The following is a 23,106-nucleotide window of genomic DNA, read 5'->3' as shown; positions in this document are numbered from 1 at the left end:
CGGCCCCCGGCCCAGCGGTGTGCCGATGCCCGATGCGCAGCCGGTCAGGCAGACCACCGGCCCCGCCATCACGGACCTCATGCCGGACGAAGAACCGCCGTGGTTCCGCAGGGAGCGGGCGTACTGCTGGAGGACCCACAGTTCGTTCTGTACGGCGGTGTGCTGCTCGGGGTCCGCGTGCTGGCCGAGGCGGGAGAGGGTGCCCTGGATCTCGGCGATCCGCCGGTCGACCGCGCGCAGCCGGACCTGGACGAGCTGCTCGCCCGCGTAGGTCTCGTCGACGATCTTCGCGTGGATGGCCTCGACGGCCATCTCGGTGACCATGGCGCGCACGGTGTCGTTGGCGGCGGCCTCGCGGACCCGGGCGAGATAGCCGGGGCTGTCCGCCCGGCCCTGCTCGGCCCCGCCCGCCTCGGCGATGGTCTGGCGGACATCCGCGTACGGAGGGGCGGTGAACTCGTCGGCCCCGTAGGCGTCGAAGGCCGGGGAGACCAGCTCGGGGCGCTGGAGGGCGAGCTTGAGCAGCTCGCGCTCGGTGCGGTGGGCGGGGCTGCGGAGATTGAGGGCGGGGCCGGAGCCGCCGGGGACGGCCGTGGGCTGCTGCCGGTCAGCGCCGCCCCGCCCGGGGGCGCCGTTGCGGGAGGGGGCGCCGGTACGGGAGGAGGCCGGGCCGCGCCCGCCCCGGTCCCGGGCCCAGCGGGCGAGCTGGGCGACCCGTTTGACGACGAACTGGGTGTCGAGGATGCCGACGATCCCCGCGAGCTGTACGGCGGATTCGTGCTGGATGGCGAAGTTCTTGATGCCGGCGACGATGGGCGCGGCCTCGTCCAGCGCGGCGGCCCGGCCGGCGGGGGTCTCCAGGTTGTGGCGTGTCACGACCTGGCGGATGGCGAACTCGAAGAGCGGGGTGCGGGTGTCGACGAGCTTCCGCACCGCGCCGTCGCCCTCGGCGAGCCGCAGGTCGCAGGGGTCCATCCCGCCGGGGGTGATCGCGATGGAGGTCTCGGCGGCGAACTTCTGATCGTCCTCGAAGGCCCGGAGCGCGGCCTTCTGGCCGGCGGCGTCCCCGTCGAAGGTGAAGATCACCTCGGCGGTGGCATCGTCCATCAGCAGCCGCCGGAGGATCTTGATGTGGTCTCCGCCGAAGGCCGTGCCACAGGTGGCGATGGCGGTGGTGACCCCGGCCAGATGGCAGGCCATCACATCGGTGTACCCCTCGACGACGACGGCGCGGCGGGACTTGGCGATCTCCTTCTTGGCCAGGTCGATGCCGTAGAGCACCTGGGACTTCTTGTAGATGCCCGTTTCGGGGGTGTTCAGATACTTGGGCCCGTTGTCGCTCTCGTAGAGCTTGCGGGCACCGAAGCCGACAACATCGCCGGAAATGTCGCGAATGGGCCACATCAGCCGGCCGCGGAAGCGGTCGATGGGGCCCCGGCGGCCCTCCTGGGAGAGGCCGGAGAGGGTCAGCTCCTTGTCGCTGAAGCCCTTTCCGCGCAGGAAGCGGGTGAGGTGGTCCCAGCCCTGGGGGCTGTAGCCGACGCTGAAGTGCTGGGCGGCGGCGTGGTCGAAGCCCCGGTCAGCGAGGAAGGCGCGGCCGGTCTCGGCCTCGGGGCTGGTCTCCAGCTGCTCGATGTAGAACTGGGCGGCGACCTTGTGGGCCTCCACCAGGCGGATGCGCTCCCCCCGCTGGTGGCTGGGGTTGTACCCGCCCTCCTCGTACCGCAGGGTGATGCCGGCGGTGGCGGCCAGCCGCTCGACCGTCTCGGAGAAGGTGAGATGGTCGATCTTCATCACGAAGGCGATCGTGTCGCCGCCTTCCTGGCAGCCGAAGCAGTGGAAGAGACCCTTGCTCGGGCTGACCTGGAAGGAGGGGGACTTCTCGTCGTGGAAGGGGCAGAGCCCCTTCAGATTGCCGCCGCCCGCGTTGCGCAGCTGGAGGTAGTCGGACACGACGGCGTCGATCGGGACCGCGTCCCGAACCGCCTTGACGTCGTCATCGTTGATCCTGCCTGCCACATCTGAATTCTACGGGTGGACCGGGGCCTCTCCCGTCGGCTGTGGACAACTCCCGTCACGCGCTCAGCGACTCCAGGGGTACGGAGGGGTTGCCGAGGGCCTCCGGGTCCACCGCGGCACCCGAGCGGATCAGTGTCTGGATCGGGGCAGTGACGTCCCACACATTCACATTCATCCCGGCGAGCACCCGGTTCTCCTTCAGCCAGAACGCGATGAACTCGCGCTTTCCGGCGTCGCCGCGGAGCACCACCTGGTCGTACGAGCCGGCCGGGGCCCAGCCGGAGTACTCCAGGCCGAGGTCGTACTGGTCGGAGAAGAAGTACGGGACGCGGTCGTAGGAGACCTCCTGGCCGAGCATGGCGCGCGCGGCGGCCGGGCCGCCGTTGAGGGCGTTGGCCCAGTGCTCGACGCGGAGCCGGGAGCCGATCAGCGGGTGGTCGGCCGCGGCCACGTCGCCGGCGGCGCAGATGTCGGGGTCGGAGGTGCGCAGGGCGGCGTCGACGGCGATGCCTCCGCCGGCCGAGCGGTCGGCGATGGCGAGACCGGCCGCCTCGGCGAGCGCGGTGCGGGGGGCGGCGCCGATCGCGGCGAGGACATGGTGGGCGGGGTGCTCCTCGCCGTCGTCGGTGCGGACCGCCAGGACCATGCCGTCCTGGCCGGTGATCTCGGTGAGCCGGGCGCCGAAGTGGAAGCGGACCCCGTGGTCCTGGTGCAGCTCGGTGAAGACCTGGCCCAGCTCGGGGCCGATGACCTGGTGCAGCGGCGTGGCCTCGGACTCGACGACGGTCACCTCGGCGCCGTAGCCCCGGGCGGCGGCGGCGACCTCCAGGCCGATCCAGCCGGCGCCCGCGATGACCAGCCGCCCGTTGTCCCGGCCGAGGGCGGCGAGGACCTGGCGGAGCCGGTCGGCGTGGGCGAGGCGCCGCAGATGGTGGACCCCGGCGAGGTCGGTGCCCGGGATGTCCAGCCGGCGCGGTTCCGCTCCGGTGGCGAGCAGCAGCTTGTCGTAGTGGAGGACGGTGCCGTCGCCCAGCTCCACCGATTTCCCGGCGCGGTCGACGGCGACGACGGTCTGGCCGAGATGCAGTTCCACATCGGCCTGCGCGTACCAGCCGGGCTCGTGGACGAAGACGCTCTCGCGCTCCTCCTTGCCCTGGAGGTAGCCCTTGGACAGGGGCGGCCGTTCATAGGGGTGGTCCCGTTCGTCACCGACGAGGATCACGCGCCCGGTGAACCCCTCGGCGCGGAGGGTCTCGGCGGCCTTGGCTCCGGCGAGACCGCCGCCGACGATGACGAATGTCCGATGTCCATCGACCACTTGGTGCCTCCTTTTTCCGGCTGTTCCCGGCTGTTCCCGGCTCTTCCTGGCTTCTGCGCTGCCTGACAGGGAGCGTCCCGCACGGAGCGGGGCGGCGGAAGAGGGAGTGGTCCTGGCGTGTCCTGTCCCGGGTCCCTCCCCGGGCGGGCCATGCGGCCTAGAGGCGGGCCGTGAGCTGGGCGTGCAGGGTGCGGGCCGAGGCGTCGGTGAGGGAGGCGAGCTGATCCACAATCACCCGACCGCGCGCCCGGTCGTCGCTCGCGGCGTCGAAGAGGGCACGGAATTGCGGATCGAGTGTGTCGGGCGCGCGGGCCGTGACCGCCTCCGCCAGCTCGGTCAGCACGATGCGCTGGTCGGCCCGGAGGACGGCCTGCTCGTCGCGCTGCATCACATAGCGGTCGGCGACGGCCTTGAGCACCGCGCACTCGTTCCGCGCCGCGCGGGGGACGACCAGCTCGGCGGCGTACCGGGTGAGGGGGCCGGTGCCGTAGGCGTGGCGGGTGGCGCCCTCGGCGGCGAGGCAGAACCGGCCGATGAGCTGGCTGGCGGCGTCCTTGAGCCGGGCCTGCGCCAGGGCGGAGCCGTCGTAGTGGTGGGGCCACCACTCCTGGCCGACGAGGCGGTCGAGCGCCTCCGACAGCTCCTCGGGGTCGGTGTCCGCCGGGACGTATCTGCCGATGGCGACCCGCCATATCTCCGCCCGCTCGTCCTCGGCGAGCAGCAGATCCGGGTCGATGTGGCCGGCGTGCAGCCCGTCCTCGAAGTCGTGGACCGAGTAGGCGACATCGTCGGACCAGTCCATGACCTGGGCCTCGAAGCACTTGCGGTGGCCGGGGGCGCCCTCGCGAATCCACTCGAAGACGGGCAGGTCGTCCTCGTACACCCCGAACTTCACCGAGGTGGGGTCGGTGGGGTGGCCGCCTCGGGCCCAGGGGTACTTGGTGGCGGCGTCCAGCGCGGCGCGGGTGAGGTTGAGGCCGACGCTGATCACCTCGCCGTTCGCGGCGCGGGTGAAGCGCTTGGGCTCGATCCGGGTCAGCAGCCGCAGGGACTGGGCGTTGCCCTCGAAGCCGCCGCAGTCCTTGGCGAAGTCGTTGAGCGCGGTCTCGCCGTTGTGTCCGAACGGAGGGTGGCCCATGTCGTGGGAGAGACAGGCGGCCTCGACGAGGTCGGGGTCGCAGCCGAGCGCGGCGCCCAGCTCCCGGCCGACCTGGGCGCACTCCAGGGAGTGGGTGAGGCGGGTGCGCGGGCTGGCGTCCCAGGCCTGATTGCGGGTGCCGGGGGTGACGACCTGCGTCTTTCCGGCGAGCCTGCGCAGCGCCGAGGAGTGGAGCACCCGGGCGCGGTCGCGCTGGAACGCGGTCCGTCCCGGACGTTTGTCGGGCTCGGGGGCCCAGCGTGCGGTGGCCCTGTCGTCGTACGGGTCCTGAGTGGTGCCAGTGGTGCCTGCCATGCTCCGAAGGTAACCGGCCCCGGTGACAGCCGCCGCCACCGGTGATCGCGCGGGCGGCGGGCCGGGGCGCTCTCAGGGGCTGCCGGGAGGCGCGGACGGCGGGCCGGGGTGCTCGCCGCCCGGCCGGGGAGTGCCGTCGAGCCGGACGGTGCCGAGCCGGGTGCCCAGCTCGGCGGTGATCCGCAGCAGCAGCTGAGCCGTGGTGTCGAGGGGCGGGGACTCACGGGGATGCGCCGGCTCCGTCATGGGGGCGATCCTGCCGGGCCGGGGTTGCGGGGCTGTTGCCGTCCGGTGACGGGGGTTTTCCACAGGTTCGGCGGCCCGGAGGACCACTGTCAGACCGGTCACCTACTGTCATCGACATCGAAACCGGTACGTCGGGGAGGCGGTCTTGCCATGGGCTGGATCGAGACAGACAGCGGTGGCTACACCGTGGCGTTGGACGGCACGGGGGTGCTCTGCCGGAATGCGGCGGGCCGCCTGCTGAAGCAGGTTCCGCCGAAGCTGCGGGAGGATGCCGCGGTGGTGCGGCTGCGGCAGCTCGCGGAGTGGCTGGAACGGCACGATCGGGAGTGCCGGGAGCAGGTGGACATCTGGCTGGTGCGGTCACTGCCGGTGCCGGTGGCCCTGCTGGCGCGGGTGTGGCCGGACACGGCCTGGCAGTCGGCGCTGCGTGATCTGGTGGTCGCCCCGGTGGGGGCGGACGGCGCGGCGGACATGGAGCGCGCGGGCCTTCTGCGGGACGCGGACCCGGTGAAGGGCCTGGGGATCGTCGATCTGGACGGCGATTCGGTGCGGCTCGACTGCGAGAGCGTGCTGATACCCCACCCGGTGCTGCTGGAGGACCTGGAGGAGCTGCGGGAGTTCGCGGTGGAGCTGGGGGTCCGGCAGGGCGTGGAGCAGTTGTTCCGTGAGGTGTGGCGGCGGCCCGACGAGACGGCCGGCCAGGAGTGGCACGCCTACGCCAAGGCGAAGTTCGATCAGTTGCGGCACGCCACGGCGCGGGCGGTCGCGCTCGGGTACCGGGTGCGCGGCGGTCAGGTGCTCTGCCCGCTGGTGGAGGAGGGCCGCTCGCTGGAGGCGGCGTACTGGCTGGGTGCCGACTATCCGGACGCGGAGGCGCGCACCGGGGCCCTGGAGTGGCGGGACCGGGAGGGCCGGCGGCTGCCGCTGGCCGAGGTGGGGCCGGTCGCCTGGTCGGAGGGCGAGCGGATGGCGGCGCTGGTCCACGCCGGCCGGGTGGTCGTCGACGAGGACGAGGCGCTCCGGTGAGCGGCACACCGGGCGCGCACAGCACCCAGAGCACAGACACAGGCACGGGCACGGGCACGGGCACGAGAAGCACTGACGGCACCGAGAACACCGCGGGGGAATCGATGGACGGACTGCTGGACGCGGGAGGGGTACTGCCGCTCGGCGGGGGCGGGACCAGGGACGGAAGCGGAAGCGGAAGCGGGGAGCCGGGCGCGGGACCGGGTGAGGGGCCGGGCGAGGCGCTGACGGCGCGGGCCTACGGCCATCCGGCGCTCGACGGGCGCACCGTGGTCCGGCTGGTGCCCGCGGCCATCGCCCCGGCGGAGGACCTGGCACTGGAGTACCTCGGCTTCGAGGGCGCCGGCGCGGCGGCCGTGGGCCGGGTGCGGCCCCAGTCGCTCGGCTTCCCCGCCTGGGCCCTGGTCCACGACCCGGCCCAGGGGCATCACGCGCTGGCCGTGGTCAAGGAGATGGAGCGCCTGGCGCGCCAGGTGGCCACCAAGCCGGGCCTGGCGAAGGAGGGCTTCGACGAGATCGGCACCCGGCTGGACCGCTCCGTACCGCACTTTCTGCCCACCTACTACGAGCAGGTGGGGCGGCTCTTCCTCGGGGTGGAGGCGCGGCAGCAGGCGTCGGTGTTCTTCGGGAAGGCGCGCGCGGCGGAGCAGCGGCACGCCCTGCCGGTGGACGAGGCACGGCTGCGCGAGGTCTTCCTGGAGTTCGCGGGGGCGGGCGCGCTCAGCGGCAAGGCGCTGCGGGAGTACGCGAAGGGCCTCGCCGAGCGGCTGACGCCCCAGGACGCGTACACGGAGTTCCGGGCGCTCTCCGCACAGCGGTGCACCGCGGGACTCACCCCGTACGCGGGGATGCTGGAGGATCTGCGGCGCCTCGCGCGGAGCGCCGGTCTCGACGCCGCCGCCGAGGAGGCCGCGCTGCTCGGCGAGATCATCCACACGGGGGCGATGAGCCGGGCGTCGGGCGGCTTCTGGAAGTCGGCGCTGCCCGCGCTGATCACCGTCGCCTCAGGTGATCAGTCCGTGCGGGAGCGGCTGCTGGCGCTCTGGCCGGAGGCCGGCGGTGAGAGCACCGAGGAGTTCGACGCGGCCTGGCTGGAGCTGCTGGAGCGGTGCGGGGCGGTCGCCCTCCTCCTCGACGGCACGGTCCCGGCAGCCAAGTGGCTCTCGGCCTGGAGCCGCTACCGTCACCGCGGCTGGCGCGATCTGAAGCGCGTCCCCGCCGAACTGGCCCTGGTGGAGCGGCTCGCGGAGCGGCTGATCGCGGACGGCGCCCCGCTGAACCTGCTGCGCGGGGGCTGGCGCACCAGTGTCGACCTCGACCTGCTGGATCTCTGTCTCGCCCTGGGCATCCCCGTGAACCCCCCATCGGACGGCACGGGGAATCTGGAGCTGTCGCCCTGGTTCGCCGACGAGGGCGAGGGGCGCCGGGATCTGGTGGCGCTGGTCGCCGATGCCCGGTTCGCCGGGCTGCTGCGCGGCGGGGTGGAGCGGCTGTCGGCCGACGGGGGCGAGGGCCGGCTGAAGCAGGTCGTCGCCCATCCCGCGCTGCGCACGGTGCTGCGCGACTGGATCGGCGACCGCGCCGACGACCTGGACCGCCCGCTCGGGCTGCCGCTGCTGGACGGGCTGCTGGGGCGGCTGGCCCCGGTCTCGTCGGCGCTGGGCACCGCGCCGGAGGCGGCGGCCAGGATCACCGCCTTCTCCCCCGCCGGAGCCCTCGCGCACACCCTGCGCACCGGGGTGCTCGACGAGTTGGGCTGGCCCGCGCTGGAGGAGGCCATCGGCGAGCTGGGCACGGCGGGCACAGCGGGCACTCCGGCCCGGGGCCGCCGCGGCGCCGACGACGAGAGCCACGCCCTGGCGGACGCCTGGCCGGCGCTGGTGGTGCGGCTCGGTCTGCGGGCCGTCGCGGTGGGGCCATCGGGCATCCTCGACCGGCAGACGCTCTCGCTGCCGGCGCCCAAGGCGCACCACTGGGACACTCCGCTGGTCCGCTGGATCGGCGGCCAGTGGCTCACGGTCAACGGGTACGGCGACGAGCGGCGGGGCCGCTGGTCGGGCCGGGCCGCCGAGGTCTTCACGCCGGACGGCACGCTCCCGGACACCTGGCTCTCGTGCCGCACGGCCTCGCTGGAGCTGGCGGACGGCAGCCGCACCTTCGGCGGGCGGCCGGTGCACCCCGGGGACACCTCGTTCGCGGGTGAGGCACGGCAGATCGCCTCGGACGGTGTCTCCGTGTGGGTGCTGCACGAGGGCGAGTGGTGGGACTACGACCCGGAGTCGGCGCGCCGGGGCCGGGTGACCGTTCCCGCGTTCTTCGACACGGCGCTCGCGGAGCGCCGGGGCACCCTGCTCCAGCGCTTCTGCCGGCTGCTGCCCGCCCGGCCGGGGCTGGAGTCCTCGCCGCTGGGGAGCAGGGACGGCCTGGTCGGCTGGTGGGTCCGGTTCGATCCGCGGGCGCGGACCCTCACCGCCTGCTCCGTGGACGGCAGCCGCAGCCCGGCGGTGCCGCTCCCCGCCGGCGCCCGCCCCGGGCAGATGTCGGACGGGATTCCGGTGCCGCCGCTGAAGCTGCCCGCCGGCGCGGTACTGCACCCCCGGGAGACCCGGGGGCACAGCGGGAAGGTCGATCTGCACGACGCGGACGGCACCCTGCTGGCCACCGTCGAGGAGGCGGGCAGTGCACCGGTGTACGCGGGGGGCACCCCGCTGGTGCCGCCGCTGGGGCACTGGCACGCGCTGCGCCCGCGCGACGAACGGGGTTCGGCCGCCCTGCGCACCGTGACCGAGGCGGACGCGGCGGCGCTGCTGGCGGCCGTCGCGGAGGGCGCCGAACCGGCGGACGCCGTGCGCAAGCTGCTGCCGGAGATCACCCACACCGCGCTGGTGGCCGGTGTCGCCGGGCTGGTCGGGGAGGCCGCGCGGCACGCCGGGCGCATCGCGGTCCTGGCCAGGAGGGCCGCCGAGAAGGAGGAGACCGATGGTCTGCCGGTGGTGCGGTTCGCCCACGACGGGCCGCTGCGGCAGGCGCTCAACCCGCTCACCGACTCCCACAGCTCCTCCTACTGGAACTCCCGGGAGCAGGACACCGTCTCGGTCATGAACCAGCTCCGGTGGCTGGAGCGGATGCTGGCCCCGGGCGCGGGCGAGAGCCGGGAGACCACCGGCTCCGCCGCGGTGGAGTGGCTGGGGCTGCCCGGCTGGGGGCTGGCGGCCGCGGCGGTCAAGGCCGCTTCCCCGGCGACCCCGGAGAAGGAGAGCAAGGCGCTGCTGGAGTTCCTCGGCGCGGCCCTGGAGGTACGGGCCGGCGGGGACGCGGTCCTGCTGGACCCGCGCGGACGGCTGCGGCTCGTCAGACTGAGGGGTGAGACCTCCGAGGCGGCCGGCTCGTTCATCGGCACCGTCCGGCACACGGGGGCGCGGCGGCTGCTGGTGACGGCCGTGAAGCGGACCGAGCCGGGGCACGCGGTCTGGGAGTGCGTCGAGTACGACCCCGCCGGGGCCTTCGGCGGCTGGGACGGCCTCACCGAGGTCGGGTCCCGGGTGCTGGGCACCCCGGCGGACCCGCCGCGCGAGGAGGCGGTGCGCCGGCTGCTGGACGGAGTGACGCGGCGCGGTCCGCTGCCGTACCGGCCGGAGCGGGCCCAGGAGTTCGCGGAGCGGGTGGGCATCGGCCCGGTGACCGCCGCGCTGGTCCAGCTCGGACTGCCCGGTGTCGACGACTACGGCAGGGACGGGCTGCTGCCCGCCGGGTTCCTGGCGCCGCTGGGGCTCAAGAGCGCCGATGCCAAGGCCGGCCGCACGGCGGCGAGCGCGCTGACCACCGCCGAACGGCAGCGGTACACGGGGCTGCTGCTCCCGGCGGACGGCGACGGCGTGGACCGCCTGTGGGCGGAGGGCTTCGACCTGGAGCCGCTCACCGGTGCCTGGCTGGCCGAGCGGGGCAGGCTGCGGGCCGTGCCCTCCTGGCTGACCGTCCGGATGGTGGCCGAGTTCTCCTCCGATCCCGGGCTGGAAGCGGCGCTCAACCCGGAGGCGCGGCCCGAGCTGACCGGCCGCACCGAGCAGCGGCTCGACAAGGACGGCGACCTGGAGCCGGCCAACGCCCGGAAGCTGCTCACCGGCGGCGCCCTGGGGTCGTACGAGTGCGCGCTGCGCTGGCTGGCGTACCGGCTGCCGTTCGGCGATCCGCTGCGGGCGGTGCTGCCGGTGACGCTGCGGATGGTGCGGGAGCGGCTCACCGATCCGGGGCTGCTGCTCGACCTCGGCGTGGACTGGGGGGAGGACGGCAAGCCGGTCTCGACCCGTATCCGGGAGGCCCATGGGCTGAGCCCGCGCCGCAAGGGCGCCAAGGACGGTCTGACGGAGGTGTCGGACGCGCTGGTGCTCGCCCCGATGAGCTACAGCTCGGCGCACGACTCGGTGTGGGTCAGATCCGCCGCCGTGGTCACGGGACCCGAGGCCGGTCCGGATCACCCGGCGCTGAAGCTGCTGCTCGCGGTGGCCGGGGAAGGGGGCGCGCTGGATTCGCTGCGGACCCTGCTCAGCGAGGAGTTCATGGCGCTGGTGTCGGCCGACGGGCCGGCCGGGGCGGCCCAGCACCCGGCGCACAGCGCCCCGGAGCTGGTGCCGGCGGCGGCGGAGCGGCTCGGCCTCTCCGAGGACGCGGCCACGCTCTATCTGATGCTGCTGGCGCTGCCGGACCCGGCGGACCGCGGCCAGGCGGAGTGGACCGGGTGGAAGCCGGCCCGGCTGAAGAAGGCGCGCGCGGAGCTGGCGGCCACGGATCTCGTGGTGGTGGCCAAGCGGGCGCGGGCCGGGCGTTCGCTCTTCCTGCCCGGGGGCTGGCTGGAGGCCAGGTCTCCGGCGCTGCCGCTGGAGAGCTGGAAGACGGCGCTGCTGCCCCAGGAGGAGTACGGCTTCACGGTGCCCGGCCGCCCCGTGGGGGAGCTGTTCCGGGCCGCCTGGCAGCGGGTGGTGGACGGCGACGCGCCGGGGTTCGAGGAGTTCGAGGGGCGCAACGCCCGGAAGGCCAGGAGGGGTTCGCGATGAGCGGGAAGGTGGCGGAGGGCGTGGCGCGGGGCGCGCGGCAGGTCGAGCTTCCGGAGGACCGGTACCGGCGGGAGCTGGAGTTCCTGGCCGCCTGTGACGAGGGTCCGAGGCCGCCGGGGTGGCGGATGACCCCGCGTTCGGTGGTGGTGTTCGTCTGTGGCTCCGACGGGGAGCCGCTGACCGCGCCGGACGGGCGGCGGCTGGTCGTCCCGCGGAAGTTCGTGGGCGACCGGGCGCTCGTCGAGCGGTGTGTGGTGACCCTGGCGGGCGAGCGGGGGCTGCTGCTGACCGGCGAGCCGGGCACGGCGAAGTCGATGCTGTCGGAGCTGCTGTCGGCCGCGGTGTGCGGAAGCAGCACCCTGACCGTCCAGGGCACCGCGGGCACCACCGAGGACCAGCTCCGCTACGGCTGGAACTACGCGATGCTCCTCGCCAAGGGCCCGAGCCGGGAGGCGCTGGTGCCGTCGCCGGTGCTGGCCGCGATGGTCCGGGGCGCGGTCGCCCGGATCGAGGAGGTCACCCGCTGTCTGCCGGAGGTGCAGGACGCGCTGGTGTCGCTGCTCTCCGAGCGCCGGATGTCGGTGCCCGAGCTGGCCGGCGCCGGGGACGCCGACGAGACGGTGCACGCGGTGCCGGGGTTCACCCTGATCGCCACGGCGAACCTCCGGGACAAGGGCGTCTCCGAGATGTCGGCCGCGCTCAAACGCCGTTTCAATTTCGAGGAGGTCGGCCCGATCCCGGATCTGGACGCCGAGACGGAGCTGGTGCGGGGGCAGGCGACAGCGGCGCTGGAGCGGTCGGGCGCGGCGTTCACCGTGGACGACACGGTGTTGCAGGCGCTGGTGACGGCGTTCCGGGATCTGCGCTCGGGGCGCAGCGCGGAGGGCTGGGAGATCGAGCGTCCCTCGACGGTGATGTCGACGGCGGAGGCGGTGCAGGTGGCCACCTCCATGGGTCTCGGCGCCGCCTATCTGGGCGACGGCCGGGATGTGGTGCGCACCCTGCCGGGCCATCTGCTGGGCACGGTCCGCAAGGACGACCCGTCCGACCACGCCCGGCTCCTCGGCTACTGGGACGGCCCGGTCCGCCGCCGGGCCGAGAGCGGGGCACCGCTGTGGCGGACGCTGTGGGAGCTGCGCGATGAGCTGGCCTGAGCCGGAGGCGGCCATGGAGCGGCTCGCCGACTGCCGGGAGCCGTATCTGATCGGGGTGCGGCACCACTCCCCCGCGCTGGCGGCGGCCGTTCCGGCGCTGCTCGACGGGGCGGCGCCCGAGGTGCTCCTCATCGAGCTGCCGGAGGAGTTCGCGCCCTGGCTCGGCCACTTGGGCGACCCGGCGACGGTGGCGCCGGTCGCGCTGGCGGGCAGCGGACGGGAGCTGGTGTTCCTGCCGTTCGCGGAGTTCTCGCCGGAGCTGGCGGCGATCCGCTGGGCGCGGGAGGCGGGGGTGGAGGTCCTTCCCTTCGATCTGCCGCTCGGCGCCCGGGTCCCGGGCGCCGAGCGCGACCGGGAGCCGGCCCCGGAGGCCGGTGCGCTCGGTGCCGCCCTGCGGGCCCGTGCCGGGGGCCGCCCCGGTGACGATCTCTGGGACCGGCTGGTCGAGGCGAGCGCACCCGGCGGGGACCCCGAGTCCCTGCGCCGCGCCGCGCTGCTGGTGGGCTGGGCGCTGCGCGGCGACGCCGGCCCGGTCTCCGCGTACGACCTGCGCCGTGAGGAGAACATGCGGCGCAGGCTCGCGGAGCACCGGGGGCGCAGGGCCGCGGCGGTCATCGGGGCGTTCCACGCCCCGGCGCTGGTGCCGGGGCCGCGCGCGGACGGCCCGCCCGGCCCGGACACCTCGCTCCGGGCGGCGGGGGCCTCCGGCGGCGAGGGGCGGCCCGAGCGGGCGGGGCCCGGCGGCGGGCGGTCGCCGGGGCCGGAGGGCCCACGGGCGGGCGGCCGGGATCTCGTCGAGGACGCCGGGGAGCCGATGGAGGTGGTGACCTCCCTGGTGCCCTACTCGTACGCGCTGCTGGACGAGCGGTCCGGGTACCCGGCCGGGATCAGGGACCCCGAGTGGCAGCACGGGGTGTTCCGGGCCGCCGGAGATCCGCGGCTGCTCGACGAGCTGCTGATCGGCACCGCGGTGCGGATCTGTGCGGCGGTGCGGGAGGCGGGGCACCCCAGTGGGCCCGCCGACGCGCGGGAAGTGGTGCGGGTCGCCCGGGACCTGGCGACGCTGCGGGGGCTGCCCGCCGCCGGGCGCGGAGAGCTGGCCGAGGCGGCGCGGACCGTGCTCACCCAGGGGCAGTTGCTCGGGCGGGGGCGGGTGGTGGCCTCGGCGATGGAGCGGGTCCTCGTCGGCTCGCGGCGGGGCAGGCCCGCGCCGGGCACCCCCCGCTCGGGGCTCGGGCCCTGTGTGGAGGCCCTGCTCGCCGAGGTGCGGCTGCCGGGGCCCGACGCGCCCGACCGCCGTGAGCTGCGGCTCGACATCCTCCGTTCCGGCCTCGACCGGCGCCGGGAGATCACCCTGCGGCGGCTGGCGGTCTGCCGGGTTCCGTACGGCGAGCCGGGCGAGGTCGCCGGGGTCGGCGAGGCCGCCGCGCTGACCACCCGCTGGACCGTCGCCTGGTCGCCTTCGACGGCCGCGATGCTCGATGTCGCCGGGATGTACGGGGTGACGCTGGAGCAGGCCGCCGAGGGCCTGCTGCGGCAGCGCCGGGCCGACGAGCGCCGGCAGGGCGGCCCGACCGCCGCCGAGGTCCTCGACGGGCTCGGCGAAGCGGCTTCCTGCGCGCTGCTCCCGCTCGCGGCGGAGCGGCTCGCCGAGGTCGCGGAGCTGCTCCCGGCGACGGGCACCCTGCCCGAGCTGCTGCGCGCGATGGAGCTGCTGGACCGGGTCCGGTCGGGGCATGTCCCGGGTGTGGGCGCCGCATGGGAGCGCCCCGCGGTCGAAGCGGCGCTGGAGGAACTGGCCGCCGCCGGGGTCCGGGCGCTCGACGGGCTCGCCGGTTCGACCGCCGAGGCCGACGCGGCGGCCCTGGTCACCCTCGCCGGGCAGGCCGCGGAGACGGGCGGCGGGCTGCGGCTCGCCGACGCGCTCACCCGGCTGGAGTCCGGCGCCACGCCCCTCATCCGGGGCGCCGCGGGTGCGGCGCGGGTGCTGTTGGGGCAGCGGGACCCGGCCGATTTCGGCATCCGGCTGGCCTCCCGCGCGGACGCGGCGGGCTCCGCCGAGCTGCGCGCCGGACTGTCCGGTTTTCTGCGCGGGTCGCTGCTCGCCGCCGGCCCGCTGCTGGAGACCGGCAGGGCGCTGGACCCGCTGCTGGAGCGGGTGGAGTCCTTCGCGGACCGTGCGTTCCTGGAGCGGCTGCCCGCGCTCCGGGAGGGGTTCGACGTGCTCTCCCCGGCGGCCCGTTCGCGGCTGCTGTCGGTGGTGGAGGACCGCACGGGCGAGGCGGCGGGCACCCTGACGGGCCCGGTGGCGGACCCGGCGGCGCGGGCGCTGCTGGCGCTGGCGGATCTCGCGGGGCGGGAGGCGCTGGCCGCGCGGGGGCTGCTTCCCCGGAGCGCTCCGGCCCGGAGCACGGCCGCGACCACGACCGCGACCGCCGCCCCGGCCCGGCCTTCCGGCGGCGCGGATCACTCGCTCACGGCGGGCGCGCGCTGGCGGCTGCTGCTCGGGCGCGGTCAGCAGCCGACGGCACAGGGGCGGCGGGTCGCCACCGCCCTGGACGAGCTGTACGGGAGCGGCCGGGGCGAGGGCTCCCGGGGCGAGTACGGCAGCGGGCCGGGGGGCGGCGGCGAGCCCTCGTACCCGGATGTCCGGTCCTGGTCGGAGGAGCTGGCCGCGCTCTTCGGCCCGGGTGTACGGGAGGAGGTACTGGCCGCGGCCGCCGACTCCGGCCGGCTCGACGCGGCGCTCGAACTGGACCCGGCGGCCGTCCGCCCCTCCGTGGAGCTGCTGCGGACGGTGCTCGCCTCCGCGGGCGGCCTGCCCGAGCAGCAGCTCGCCCAGCTCCGGCCGCTGGTGGCCCGGCTGGTCCAGGAGCTGACGGCGGCGCTCGCGAACCGGCTGCGCCCCGCGCTCACCGGTCTCGCGCACCCCCGGCCCACCCGGCGTCCGGGCGGCCCGCTGGATCTCCCGCGCACCCTGCGGGCGAATCTGACGACGGTCAGGCGCGACGCCGGATCGGGCGAGGTGACCGTTCTCCCGGAGCGGCCCGTCTTCCGGACCCGGGCCCGCCGGTCGACCGACTGGCGGGTGGTGCTGGTGGTGGACGTCTCCGGGTCGATGGAGGCGTCCACGGTCTGGGCCGCGCTCACCGCGTCCGTGCTCGCCGGGGTCCCGGCGCTCAGCACGCATTTCGTGGCCTTCTCCACCGAGGTGCTCGACCTCACGGACCGGGTGGAGGACCCGCTGAGTCTGCTGCTGGAGGTCCGGGTGGGCGGCGGGACCAGGATCGCGCACGGGCTGCGGCACGCGCGGGATCTGGTGACCGTCCCGTCCCGGACGATGGTCGTGCTGATCAGCGACTTCGAGGAGGGCGGCCCGGTCGGGCCGCTGCTCGCGGAGGTGCGGGCGCTGGTGGACGCGGGCGTCCATGTCCTCGGCTGTGCCTCGCTCGACGACCGGGGCCGGCCCCGGTACTCGACGGGTGTGGCGAGCCGGCTGGTGGCGGCCGGGATGCCGGTCGCCGCACTCAGTCCCCTGGAGCTGGCCCGCTGGGTCGGCGAGCGCGTAGGAGGTACGCACCGGTGACCGACGACTCTGCCCCGGGGCTGCCCCCGGTGGCCGCCGATGTGGCGGCCGGGGCTCTGGATCTGCTCCCCGCGAGGCTGCGCAAGCGGGTGGACGCGGCGGTGGCGAAGATGGCGGGCCGTCCGGTGGAGGGGGTGCCGGGCGGGGTGCGGGTGAGGGTGGACGAGGAGAGCTGGGTGATGTTGAGGGTGAGTGGGGGGGTGGTGGTCGCGGAGGGGGACGCGGTGTGCGGGTGTCTGCTGGCGCCGGCCTGCCTGCACCGCGCGGCGATCCTCGCCGCGTGCCCGGTGGCCGAGCCCTCCGAGATCCTCCCGCTCGACCGGGCCCCCTCGACGCGGTCCCCCCGCACCCCGGACTCTCCCGCCGACCCGGCGACCGGGGACGCCCCCGGGGCCACGGGCGCCCTCACCCAGGACACACCAGCCCGTCCGGCGATTGAGGACGGACCCCGAGGCACGGGTGCCCGCACCCAGGACACACCAGCCCGCCGGGCGATCGGGGACAGCCCCGAGGCCCCAGGCGCCCTCACCCAGGACACACCAGCCCGTCCGGCGATTGAGGACGGACCCCGAGGCACGGGTGCCCGCACCCAGGCGGGCCCAGGTCGGGGGCCAGCCCCCGAACCCCCGCTCCTCAAACGCCGGAGGGGCTGGATGGGCGAACCCTCGCTCCTCACCCACCAAGGGGGCCAGGTAGGCGAACCCCCACTCCTCACCCACCAAGAGGGCCAGGTGGGCGAGCCCTCGCTCCCCACCCACCAAGAAGGCCAGGCGGGCGAACCCGCGCGCGACCAAGCCCGTCCGGCGATTGAGGACGGACCCCGGGCCACAGGCACCCGCACCCGCACCCGCACCCAGGGCACATCAGCCCGTCCAGCCATGGACCAAGCCCGGGGCCCTGGGCAGGCGGGGGCGGCTCACCCCGTTCTCGGGGTGGTGCGGCGGGCTCTCGTCGGGGTGCTCGTCAGAGGGGTCGGCGGGGGCGGGGCCGTGCAGCGGGCCGAGGTGCTGCACGCCGCGCACTCCGCCCGGCTCGCCGGATTCCCGCTGCCCGCCGCCGCCGCGGTCCGCGTCGCCCGGCGGCTGACCGAGGCCCAGGGCAACGACCCCGCGTTCCGGCTCTCCGAGCTGACCGCCGAGCTGACCGGGCTGCTCGACCTCCTGGACCGGCCGGACGACGCCGCGGCCCCGCCGCGCCGCTCCTACCAGCCGGCCAAGCCCCTCCGGCTGTTCGGCCTCTTCACCGAACCGGTGGTCACCGCCTCCGGCTACGCGGGCGCGACCGCCTACGGCTGCGCCCCGGACGGCACCCTCCACACGGTCTCGGACATCATGCCCGGCCCCCCGGCGCGCGCGGTGCGGGCGTCCGGGTCCCCGCTGCCGGGCGGCTGCGCGCTCCCGCTGCGCGAGTGGGGGGACGGCGGCGCGGTGATCCTCACCGACCCGACGGTCTCCCCGGACGGGCGGATCGGCGCCGGCGCCGGGGTCCGTTCGGTCCGGGCGGCCGGCGCCGCCTGGCACGAGCCGCCGCTCGACGCCCTGTGGCGGCGGCCCCCGGCCGATCAGCTGACCGCCGCGCTCGACTGGTCGGCGGAGCCCGCCGGGGTCCGCCGCGCGGGCGGCGATCTGCTCTTCCTCACCGGGACGGTCACCGCCGAAGGCTTCCGGGCCGACGGCGGCCCGGTGCTGCGGCTGCTCGCCCCGGACGAGCGCGCGGAGCTGGCGTACGCGGAGAATCTGCGGCTGCTCGCCTCCCGACCGGGTCTCCGGCTGCGGCTGATCGCGCGCCTGGCGGCCGACCGCCCGGGCGCGGTGCGGGCGCTGGCGGCGGCGTGGACCGGACACGACGGCGAGCAGGTCCGCGCCGATCTCGGACTGCGGCGGCTGAACCGCTCCCTGATACCGGCGCCGCCACCGGCACCGGCGACACCCACCGCACCGTCGCCACCGCCCCCGGCGCTGCCCATGGAGCTGGATCTGCTGCGGCGGGCGGTGGACCGGGCGGTCGCGGGCGGCCGGGCCGTCACCGCCGCATCGGCCGACGGGGAACTTCCGCGCAGACTCGGCGCGGCGGGGCTGGCGACCGGGGCGGAGTGCGCGCGGGCCCTGGCCGAGCGGGCGGCCGACCGCCGCCACGACGGCCTCGGCCGGCTGCTCCCCGCGGACCCGGACGCCTTCGCCACGGCGTGGCTCGCCGCCTCCCTCTATGTCTCGGCGGCGACCCGCGCCCTGCTGCCCGCGGCCTGGTCGGCGGGCGGGGCCGGGGAACCGGAGCGAACCCCGGAAGCGGTCCCGGAAACAGCCGGAGACAGCCCGCGGAAAGACTCGCGGAAAGACCCGCGGAGAGACATGCGGAGAGACACGGCGAGAACCGAATCCCCCCGAACACCGTCTGAGCCGGTGTGAACCCCCCCAGATGGAAACTGCCCGGACCCGGCCGGCCGCGGCTGCCCCGCACCCAGCGGGGCAAGCGGCGGCTGGTGCAGGCGGCCATGCTCGGCTGTGTGCTGGCGCTGACCCCCGCGACCTGGATGCACGCCGTCGCCGACAGCCATGTGCGCACCGTCGCCGAGGTGCCCGCGCAGGACGTGGCCGTGGTCTTCGGCGCCGGGCTGTGGGACGGCAGGCCCACCCCTTATCTGGCGCACCGGCTGGACACGGCGGCCGAGCTGTACCGCGCGGGCAAGGTCAGGGTGGTGCTGGTCACCGGCGACAACAGCCGGGAGGAGTACGACGAGCCCGACGCCATGCGGACGTATCTGACCGAGCGCGGGGTGCCCGACGACCGGGTCGTGAGCGACTACGCCGGGTTCGACACCTGGGACTCCTGTGTCCGGGCGAAGAAGATCTTCGGTGTGGACCGGGCGGTCCTGGTGACCCAGGGCTTCCACATCCGGCGGGCGGTGGCGCTCTGCCGCTCGGCGGGGATCGAGTCGTACGGGGTCGGGGTCGACGAGCCGCACGACTCGACCTGGTACTACGGCGGCGTCCGGGAGATGTTCGCCGCGGGCAAGGCGGCGCTGGATGTGGCGCTGAAGCCCGATCCCCGGTTCCTGGGGGACGAGGAGAAGGGTGTGGCGGAGGCGCTCGCGGCAGCGGGCGGGTGAGACCGGACGACACGGCCGCGCGGACACGCGGGCGGTGGCTCGCGCTGTCCCGGCCCGCGCGCGACAGTGGCTCCATGGGAAACATGGACACGGATGTGGCGACCCTGCTCAGCCGGCACTCCGAGGCCCTCGCGCTCTTCGGGGACCGGGTGCACCGGGTGCGGGACGACCAGTGGGACGACGCGACGCCCTGTACCGAGTGGTCCGTCAGGGATCTGGTCAACCATCTGACCGCCGAGCAACTGTGGGTTCCGGACCTGGTCACGGAGGGGTCGACGGTGGCGGATGTGGGCGACGCCCACGACGGCGACGTGCTCGGGCCGCACCCGCGCGCGGCCTGGGACGCCGCCGCCCGCGCGTCCCGGAAGGCGTTCGCGGCGCCGGGCGCGCCGGCGCGCACGGTGTCGCTCTCGTACGGCGACACCCCGGCCGTCGCCTACTGCGCCCAGATGATCACTGACGCGGTGGTGCACAGCTGGGATCTGTCGCGGGCGATCGGGGCGTCCGAGCGGCTGCCGGACGCCTTGGTCTCGTTCGCGCTGGAGGAGGTCACGCCGTACGCCTCGGCCCTGTCGGAGTCGGGGCTCTTCGCCCCGCCCATCGAGCCCCCGCCGGGCGACAGTCACCAGGCCAGGCTGCTCGCCCTGCTGGGCCGGCGCGCCTGACGGAAGCGCGGGCCCGGCGCGACCGCCCCGCAGCCGAGGCCCCGCCCCGCCACCGCCTCAGCCGACGCCCCGCACCCCCGCCTCCCGCCGGCCCGCAAACCGGCCCCGCGCCCGGAGCGCGCCCCTCAGCTCCCGTACTTCCGCACCGCCTTCGCGTCCCGCAGGCTCTGCCCCCACCACGCGAGCTGCTCCAGCATCGCCTTCGCGGCGGCGCCGGGGGCCTCCGGGTCCCGGTGCCGGCCCTCCTCGTCGAAGTGGCCGCGCGGATTGTGGAAGGAGACGGTGTCGCGGATGGTCACCGAGTGCATCTCGGCGAAGACCTGCCGCAACTGCTCGACCGCCCGCAGACCGCCCGACATCCCGCCGTAGGAGACGAACCCGACCGGCTTCACGCGCCACTCGCTGAAGTGCCAGTCGATGAGCGCCTTGATGGAGGCGGGGAAGGAGTGGTTGTACTCGGGGGTGATGACGACGAACGCGTCGGCGGCGGCGAGCCGGGGCGAGATCCGGCCGAGCGAGGCGGCGACGGCGGGGGCCAGATCGCTGGTCATCCCGGTGGGCAGCTCCTCCCGCCCCAGATCGACGACCTCGACGGCGAACTCCGGGTGCGCCCGGGCGTGTTCCAGGAACCACTCGCCGATGACCGGACCGAACCGGCCTTCGCGGTTGCTGGCCAGGATGACGACCAGCTTCAGGGGGGTGGAGGGGACAGGGGTGGTCGGCGGGTTCTCCCGCGTGGTGAGGTCCATGACGAGAAGACTCGTACCTCAACCTAAATTGAGGTCAAGCGCCGGAAGGTCACCCGATCGGTGATACTCCCGCCGCGCCGGCGCCCCTCCTACCGTGGTGGCATGACCTATATAGCCGTCAACGGTGTCACCGCCACGGCCGGGACCCTCGCCATGCCCGCCCTCAACACCTATGGGCACTTCACCGCGATGCAGGTCAGGGACGGCCGGGTGCGTGGGCTCGGACTCCATCTCCAGCGGCTGGACGGCTCGACACGGGAGCTGTACGGAAGCGGACTCGACGGGGAGCGGGTACGGGAGGAGATCCGGCGGGGCCTGAGCGCGGCGGGCGTGTCGGACGGGTCCGTACGGGTGTATGTGTACTGGCCCGAGGGCGATGAGCGGCCCACCCTCATGGTCACCGTGCGCGAGCCGCGCACCATGGAGCCGGCCCCGAAGCGGCTGCTCTCCGTGCCGTACGTCCGCGACCATCCGCACATCAAGCACCTGGGCTCCTTCGGGCAGAACCACGCCCTGGCCGTCGTATCGCGCGCGGGATACGACGAGGCCCTGCTCACCGCGCCGGACGGGACGGTGACCGAGGGCGCGGTCACCAACATCGCCTTCTGGGACGGCACCACGGCGGTCTGGCCCGAGGCTCCCTGTCTGATGGGGATGACCCGGTCGCTGCTGGAGCCCCGGCTGCCCTCGGCCCGGCGCCGGGTCACCCTCGGCGATCTGCCCGGATACTCCGCGGCCTTCCTCACCAATTCCCGGGGGTTCGCCCCCGTCTCCCGGATCGACACGGCGGAACGGACGGTGGAGTACGCCGTCGACCGGGCGCTCATGGCGTCGGTGACCTCGGCGTACGACGCCGTGGAGTGGGACCGCGTCTGACCGGGCCCGGGACGAGGGGGCCGGCCGGGGGGCGAACGGCGCGGAGGCGAATGGCGCGGAGGCGAACGGCCCGGAGGCGAATGGCGCGGGACAGCCGGCCCGAGGGTGAACGGGTGAACCCGTCACTCATTCAGCACGCCTGCCATCTGATTGGCCATCACCCGCTCTGACCTGCGACAACACTCCCCGTCCAGCGCGACACGCCGAGTGCGCGGAAAAATCTGATGCCCCATCAGCAGGCGTGGGAGGCGCGGTGCGCCTTATCTCTGAGGTGACGTAGTCAGCACCACGCTTTTCGGAGGAACTCCATGCGCACCACCGCCCGACTGTTCATCTCTGCCGGACTGGCGGTCGCCACCATAGGCCTCACGGCCCCCGGAGCGTACGCCGGGGACCCCGAGTCCCTGGAGGTGTTCCCATCCACCGCCGCCCCGGGGGCGACCGTCACCGCGAATACCACCGCCTGCGGCGAGGAGGGCCAGGGCGTCGGAGACGCCCGCTCCCTGGGTGCGGGCGAGTTCCGGATGTCCCCCGGCTCCCACAAGGAGTCCGTGGTGGGGCAGTTCCTGGTCCCGCACGGGGTCCAGGCCGGGGCGTACGGCGTCAGTGTGCGCTGCGCCAACGGCAAACGGGTCACCGGTGAGGTGACCCTGCGCCACCGCGACGGCGAGTCCGCCTCGTACAGCAACAAGAACGAGGGCGAGGAATCGGGCTCGCACGACAGCGGCGGCAACAGCAGTGGCGACAGCAGCGGACACAGCAGCGGCGCCAGTGACCACGGCTCGGGTGGATACGAGGAGAACGACTCGGGCGGGCAGCAGCACCATCAGCAGCCCAGTGGTCATGTACAGACCGGTGTCGGGGGCAGTGTCGCCCCCGACACCGACCGGATGGCGGCGGGGGTGGCCGTACTGGTCGCCGCCGGCGCCGGCGGGACCCTGCTCCTGCGTCGCCGGGCGAGCGGCGCGCAGGGCAGTTGACGGACGGCTCCGAGACCGGCCGTCACCCGCCGTCACCCCGCCCCCGGCGGGCCCACCGCGGCCCGCCGGGGGCGGGGAGACCCATCAGGAGGAGCGATGAGCGGCGACCGGGCCAAGGGCTGGGGCATTGCCGCGGCCGTCTGCGCGGGCCTGTGGCTGGTGCAGAACGGCGCTCAGAACGTCACCCCGCCCATGCCGTCGGCCGCCGAGGCCTTCGCCGCGGGACCGCACAAGCACACCGAGGCGGCGGCCGATCCGCTGCCCCCGTCGGGACCGGTGCGGCTGCGCATCCCGTACATCGATGTGGACACCCCGCTCATGGGCCTCGCGCTCGCCCGGGACGGCAGCCTGGAGGTGCCGCCGCCCGATGCCCGCAACCTCGCCGGCTGGTACCGCGACGGGACTCCCCCGGGCTCGAAGGGCACCGCCGTCGTCGCCGGGCACGTCGACAACGCCAAGGGGCCCGCTGTCTTCTACGGGCTCGGCGCGCTCAAGAAGGGCAACCGGATCGAGGTCTCGCGCCAGGACGGGCGTACCGCCGTGTTCACCATCGACGCGATCGAGGTGTACGGGACGGAAAAGTTCCCCGACGCGAAGGTGTACGGGCCCCGGGGGCGGGCCGAGCTGCGGGTGATCACCTGCGGGGGCGGCTTCAGCGAGAAGGGCGGATACCAGGGCAATGTGGTTGCCTTCGCCCATCTCATCGGGGTGCGCGCCGGAGCGGGACCCGAGGCCGGGCCCCCGGTCGCGCCGGAGTCCGCGCCGGGGCCCGGGGCGGCGGCGCTGGACACCGGCCCCGCCGTGGAGAGTGGCTCCCCGGCCTGACGGCTCCTACGCTGAGCGCCCGGACGACGGGCACGGCGAAGGGTCAGGGTGA

Annotated in this window: 15 protein-coding genes; 10 read left to right on the top strand and 5 right to left on the bottom strand. The window is 75.0% G+C overall.

Annotation, left to right across the window (positions count from 1 at the left end; genetic code table 11):
- The 4 genes from dnaG to ACWCRA_RS33810 form a co-directional block, all read right to left on the bottom strand.
- On the bottom strand, positions 1 to 2,019 hold a 2,019-nt coding region (gene dnaG / locus ACWCRA_RS33825), incomplete at its 3' end, for a DNA primase (protein WP_451069358.1).
- A gap of 55 nt (positions 2,020 to 2,074) precedes the next feature.
- Positions 2,075 to 3,337 (bottom strand): NAD(P)/FAD-dependent oxidoreductase, encoded by a 1,263-nt coding sequence (locus ACWCRA_RS33820; protein ID WP_351548489.1) that lies wholly within the window; start codon positions 3,335 to 3,337, stop codon positions 2,075 to 2,077.
- A 157-nt stretch (positions 3,338 to 3,494) separates the two neighbouring features.
- Positions 3,495 to 4,790 (bottom strand): deoxyguanosinetriphosphate triphosphohydrolase, encoded by a 1,296-nt coding sequence (locus ACWCRA_RS33815; RefSeq protein WP_351548487.1) that lies wholly within the window; start codon positions 4,788 to 4,790, stop codon positions 3,495 to 3,497.
- 72 nt (positions 4,791 to 4,862) lie between these two features.
- Positions 4,863 to 5,036 (bottom strand): hypothetical protein, encoded by a 174-nt coding sequence (locus ACWCRA_RS33810; RefSeq protein WP_351548485.1) that lies wholly within the window; start codon positions 5,034 to 5,036, stop codon positions 4,863 to 4,865.
- 150 nt (positions 5,037 to 5,186) lie between these two features.
- Here ACWCRA_RS33810 and ACWCRA_RS33805 point away from each other — a divergent pair, with 150 nt between their 5' ends.
- The 7 genes from ACWCRA_RS33805 (at position 5,187) to ACWCRA_RS33775 (ending at position 19,624) form a co-directional block, all read left to right on the top strand.
- On the top strand, positions 5,187 to 6,062 hold the full coding sequence (locus ACWCRA_RS33805) for a DUF4132 domain-containing protein (RefSeq protein WP_351548482.1): 876 nt from the start codon (positions 5,187 to 5,189) through the stop codon (positions 6,060 to 6,062).
- Positions 6,059 to 11,113 (top strand): hypothetical protein, encoded by a 5,055-nt coding sequence (locus ACWCRA_RS33800; RefSeq protein ID WP_451069357.1) that lies wholly within the window; start codon positions 6,059 to 6,061, stop codon positions 11,111 to 11,113. The genes ACWCRA_RS33805 and ACWCRA_RS33800 overlap by 4 nt, the downstream gene beginning before the upstream one ends.
- Entirely contained in the window at positions 11,110 to 12,267 is a 1,158-nt protein-coding gene (locus ACWCRA_RS33795) for an AAA family ATPase (protein ID WP_451069356.1), read from the top strand. Before ACWCRA_RS33800 ends, ACWCRA_RS33795 begins: the two co-directional genes overlap by 4 nt.
- A complete protein-coding gene (locus ACWCRA_RS33790; RefSeq protein WP_451069355.1) occupies positions 12,254 to 15,853 on the top strand; it encodes a DUF5682 family protein in 3,600 nt (1,199 codons plus the stop codon). Before ACWCRA_RS33795 ends, ACWCRA_RS33790 begins: the two co-directional genes overlap by 14 nt.
- Positions 15,850 to 18,258: a hypothetical protein gene (locus ACWCRA_RS33785; protein WP_451069354.1), complete on the top strand. Its 2,409-nt coding sequence runs from the start codon at positions 15,850 to 15,852 to the stop codon at positions 18,256 to 18,258. The genes ACWCRA_RS33790 and ACWCRA_RS33785 overlap by 4 nt, the downstream gene beginning before the upstream one ends.
- 86 nt (positions 18,259 to 18,344) lie before the next feature.
- A complete protein-coding gene (locus ACWCRA_RS33780; protein WP_351548667.1) occupies positions 18,345 to 18,959 on the top strand; it encodes a SanA/YdcF family protein in 615 nt (204 codons plus the stop codon).
- An 83-nt stretch (positions 18,960 to 19,042) separates the two neighbouring features.
- Complete coding sequence (locus tag ACWCRA_RS33775) at positions 19,043 to 19,624, top strand: TIGR03086 family metal-binding protein (RefSeq protein WP_351548664.1); 582 nt, start codon at positions 19,043 to 19,045, stop codon at positions 19,622 to 19,624.
- A gap of 125 nt (positions 19,625 to 19,749) precedes the next feature.
- Here the strand turns inward: ACWCRA_RS33775 and ACWCRA_RS33770 are convergent, their stop codons facing one another.
- On the bottom strand, positions 19,750 to 20,373 hold the full coding sequence (locus tag ACWCRA_RS33770; RefSeq protein ID WP_351548468.1) for an NADPH-dependent FMN reductase: 624 nt from the start codon (positions 20,371 to 20,373) through the stop codon (positions 19,750 to 19,752).
- A 102-nt stretch (positions 20,374 to 20,475) separates the two neighbouring features.
- Between ACWCRA_RS33770 and ACWCRA_RS33765 the strand changes: the two genes are divergently transcribed.
- The 3 genes from ACWCRA_RS33765 to ACWCRA_RS33755 all read left to right on the top strand — a co-directional run bounded on the left by ACWCRA_RS33765 (position 20,476) and on the right by ACWCRA_RS33755 (position 23,054).
- On the top strand, positions 20,476 to 21,249 hold the full coding sequence (locus ACWCRA_RS33765) for an aminotransferase class IV (protein ID WP_351548465.1): 774 nt from the start codon (positions 20,476 to 20,478) through the stop codon (positions 21,247 to 21,249).
- Between the two features lie 308 nt (positions 21,250 to 21,557).
- Positions 21,558 to 22,229 carry a hypothetical protein gene (locus ACWCRA_RS33760; protein ID WP_351548463.1) on the top strand — a complete coding sequence of 224 codons (672 nt, stop codon included), beginning with the start codon at positions 21,558 to 21,560 and terminating at the stop codon, positions 22,227 to 22,229.
- A gap of 96 nt (positions 22,230 to 22,325) precedes the next feature.
- Positions 22,326 to 23,054: a class F sortase gene (locus tag ACWCRA_RS33755; protein ID WP_451069353.1), complete on the top strand. Its 729-nt coding sequence runs from the start codon at positions 22,326 to 22,328 to the stop codon at positions 23,052 to 23,054.
- Positions 23,055 to 23,106: the final 52 nt, after the last annotated feature.

Source organism: Streptomyces sp. NPDC001889, from assembly GCF_053594535.1.
The sequence above is the reverse complement of the archived record's forward strand: the minus strand, read 5'-3'. Positions and strand labels throughout refer to the sequence as shown.

Coding starts and splice junctions, on each gene's coding strand:
- ACWCRA_RS33770 (WP_351548468.1), bottom strand. CDS start 20,373: ATGGACCTCACCACGCGGGAGAACCCGCCGACCACCCCTGTCCCCTCC.
- ACWCRA_RS33805 (WP_351548482.1), top strand. CDS start 5,187: ATGGGCTGGATCGAGACAGACAGCGGTGGCTACACCGTGGCGTTGGAC.
- ACWCRA_RS33780 (WP_351548667.1), top strand. CDS start 18,345: ATGCTCGGCTGTGTGCTGGCGCTGACCCCCGCGACCTGGATGCACGCC.
- ACWCRA_RS33775 (WP_351548664.1), top strand. CDS start 19,043: ATGGACACGGATGTGGCGACCCTGCTCAGCCGGCACTCCGAGGCCCTC.
- ACWCRA_RS33765 (WP_351548465.1), top strand. CDS start 20,476: ATGACCTATATAGCCGTCAACGGTGTCACCGCCACGGCCGGGACCCTC.
- ACWCRA_RS33795 (WP_451069356.1), top strand. CDS start 11,110: ATGAGCGGGAAGGTGGCGGAGGGCGTGGCGCGGGGCGCGCGGCAGGTC.
- ACWCRA_RS33755 (WP_451069353.1), top strand. CDS start 22,326: ATGAGCGGCGACCGGGCCAAGGGCTGGGGCATTGCCGCGGCCGTCTGC.
- ACWCRA_RS33815 (WP_351548487.1), bottom strand. CDS start 4,790: ATGGCAGGCACCACTGGCACCACTCAGGACCCGTACGACGACAGGGCC.
- ACWCRA_RS33810 (WP_351548485.1), bottom strand. CDS start 5,036: ATGACGGAGCCGGCGCATCCCCGTGAGTCCCCGCCCCTCGACACCACG.
- ACWCRA_RS33760 (WP_351548463.1), top strand. CDS start 21,558: ATGCGCACCACCGCCCGACTGTTCATCTCTGCCGGACTGGCGGTCGCC.
- ACWCRA_RS33790 (WP_451069355.1), top strand. CDS start 12,254: ATGAGCTGGCCTGAGCCGGAGGCGGCCATGGAGCGGCTCGCCGACTGC.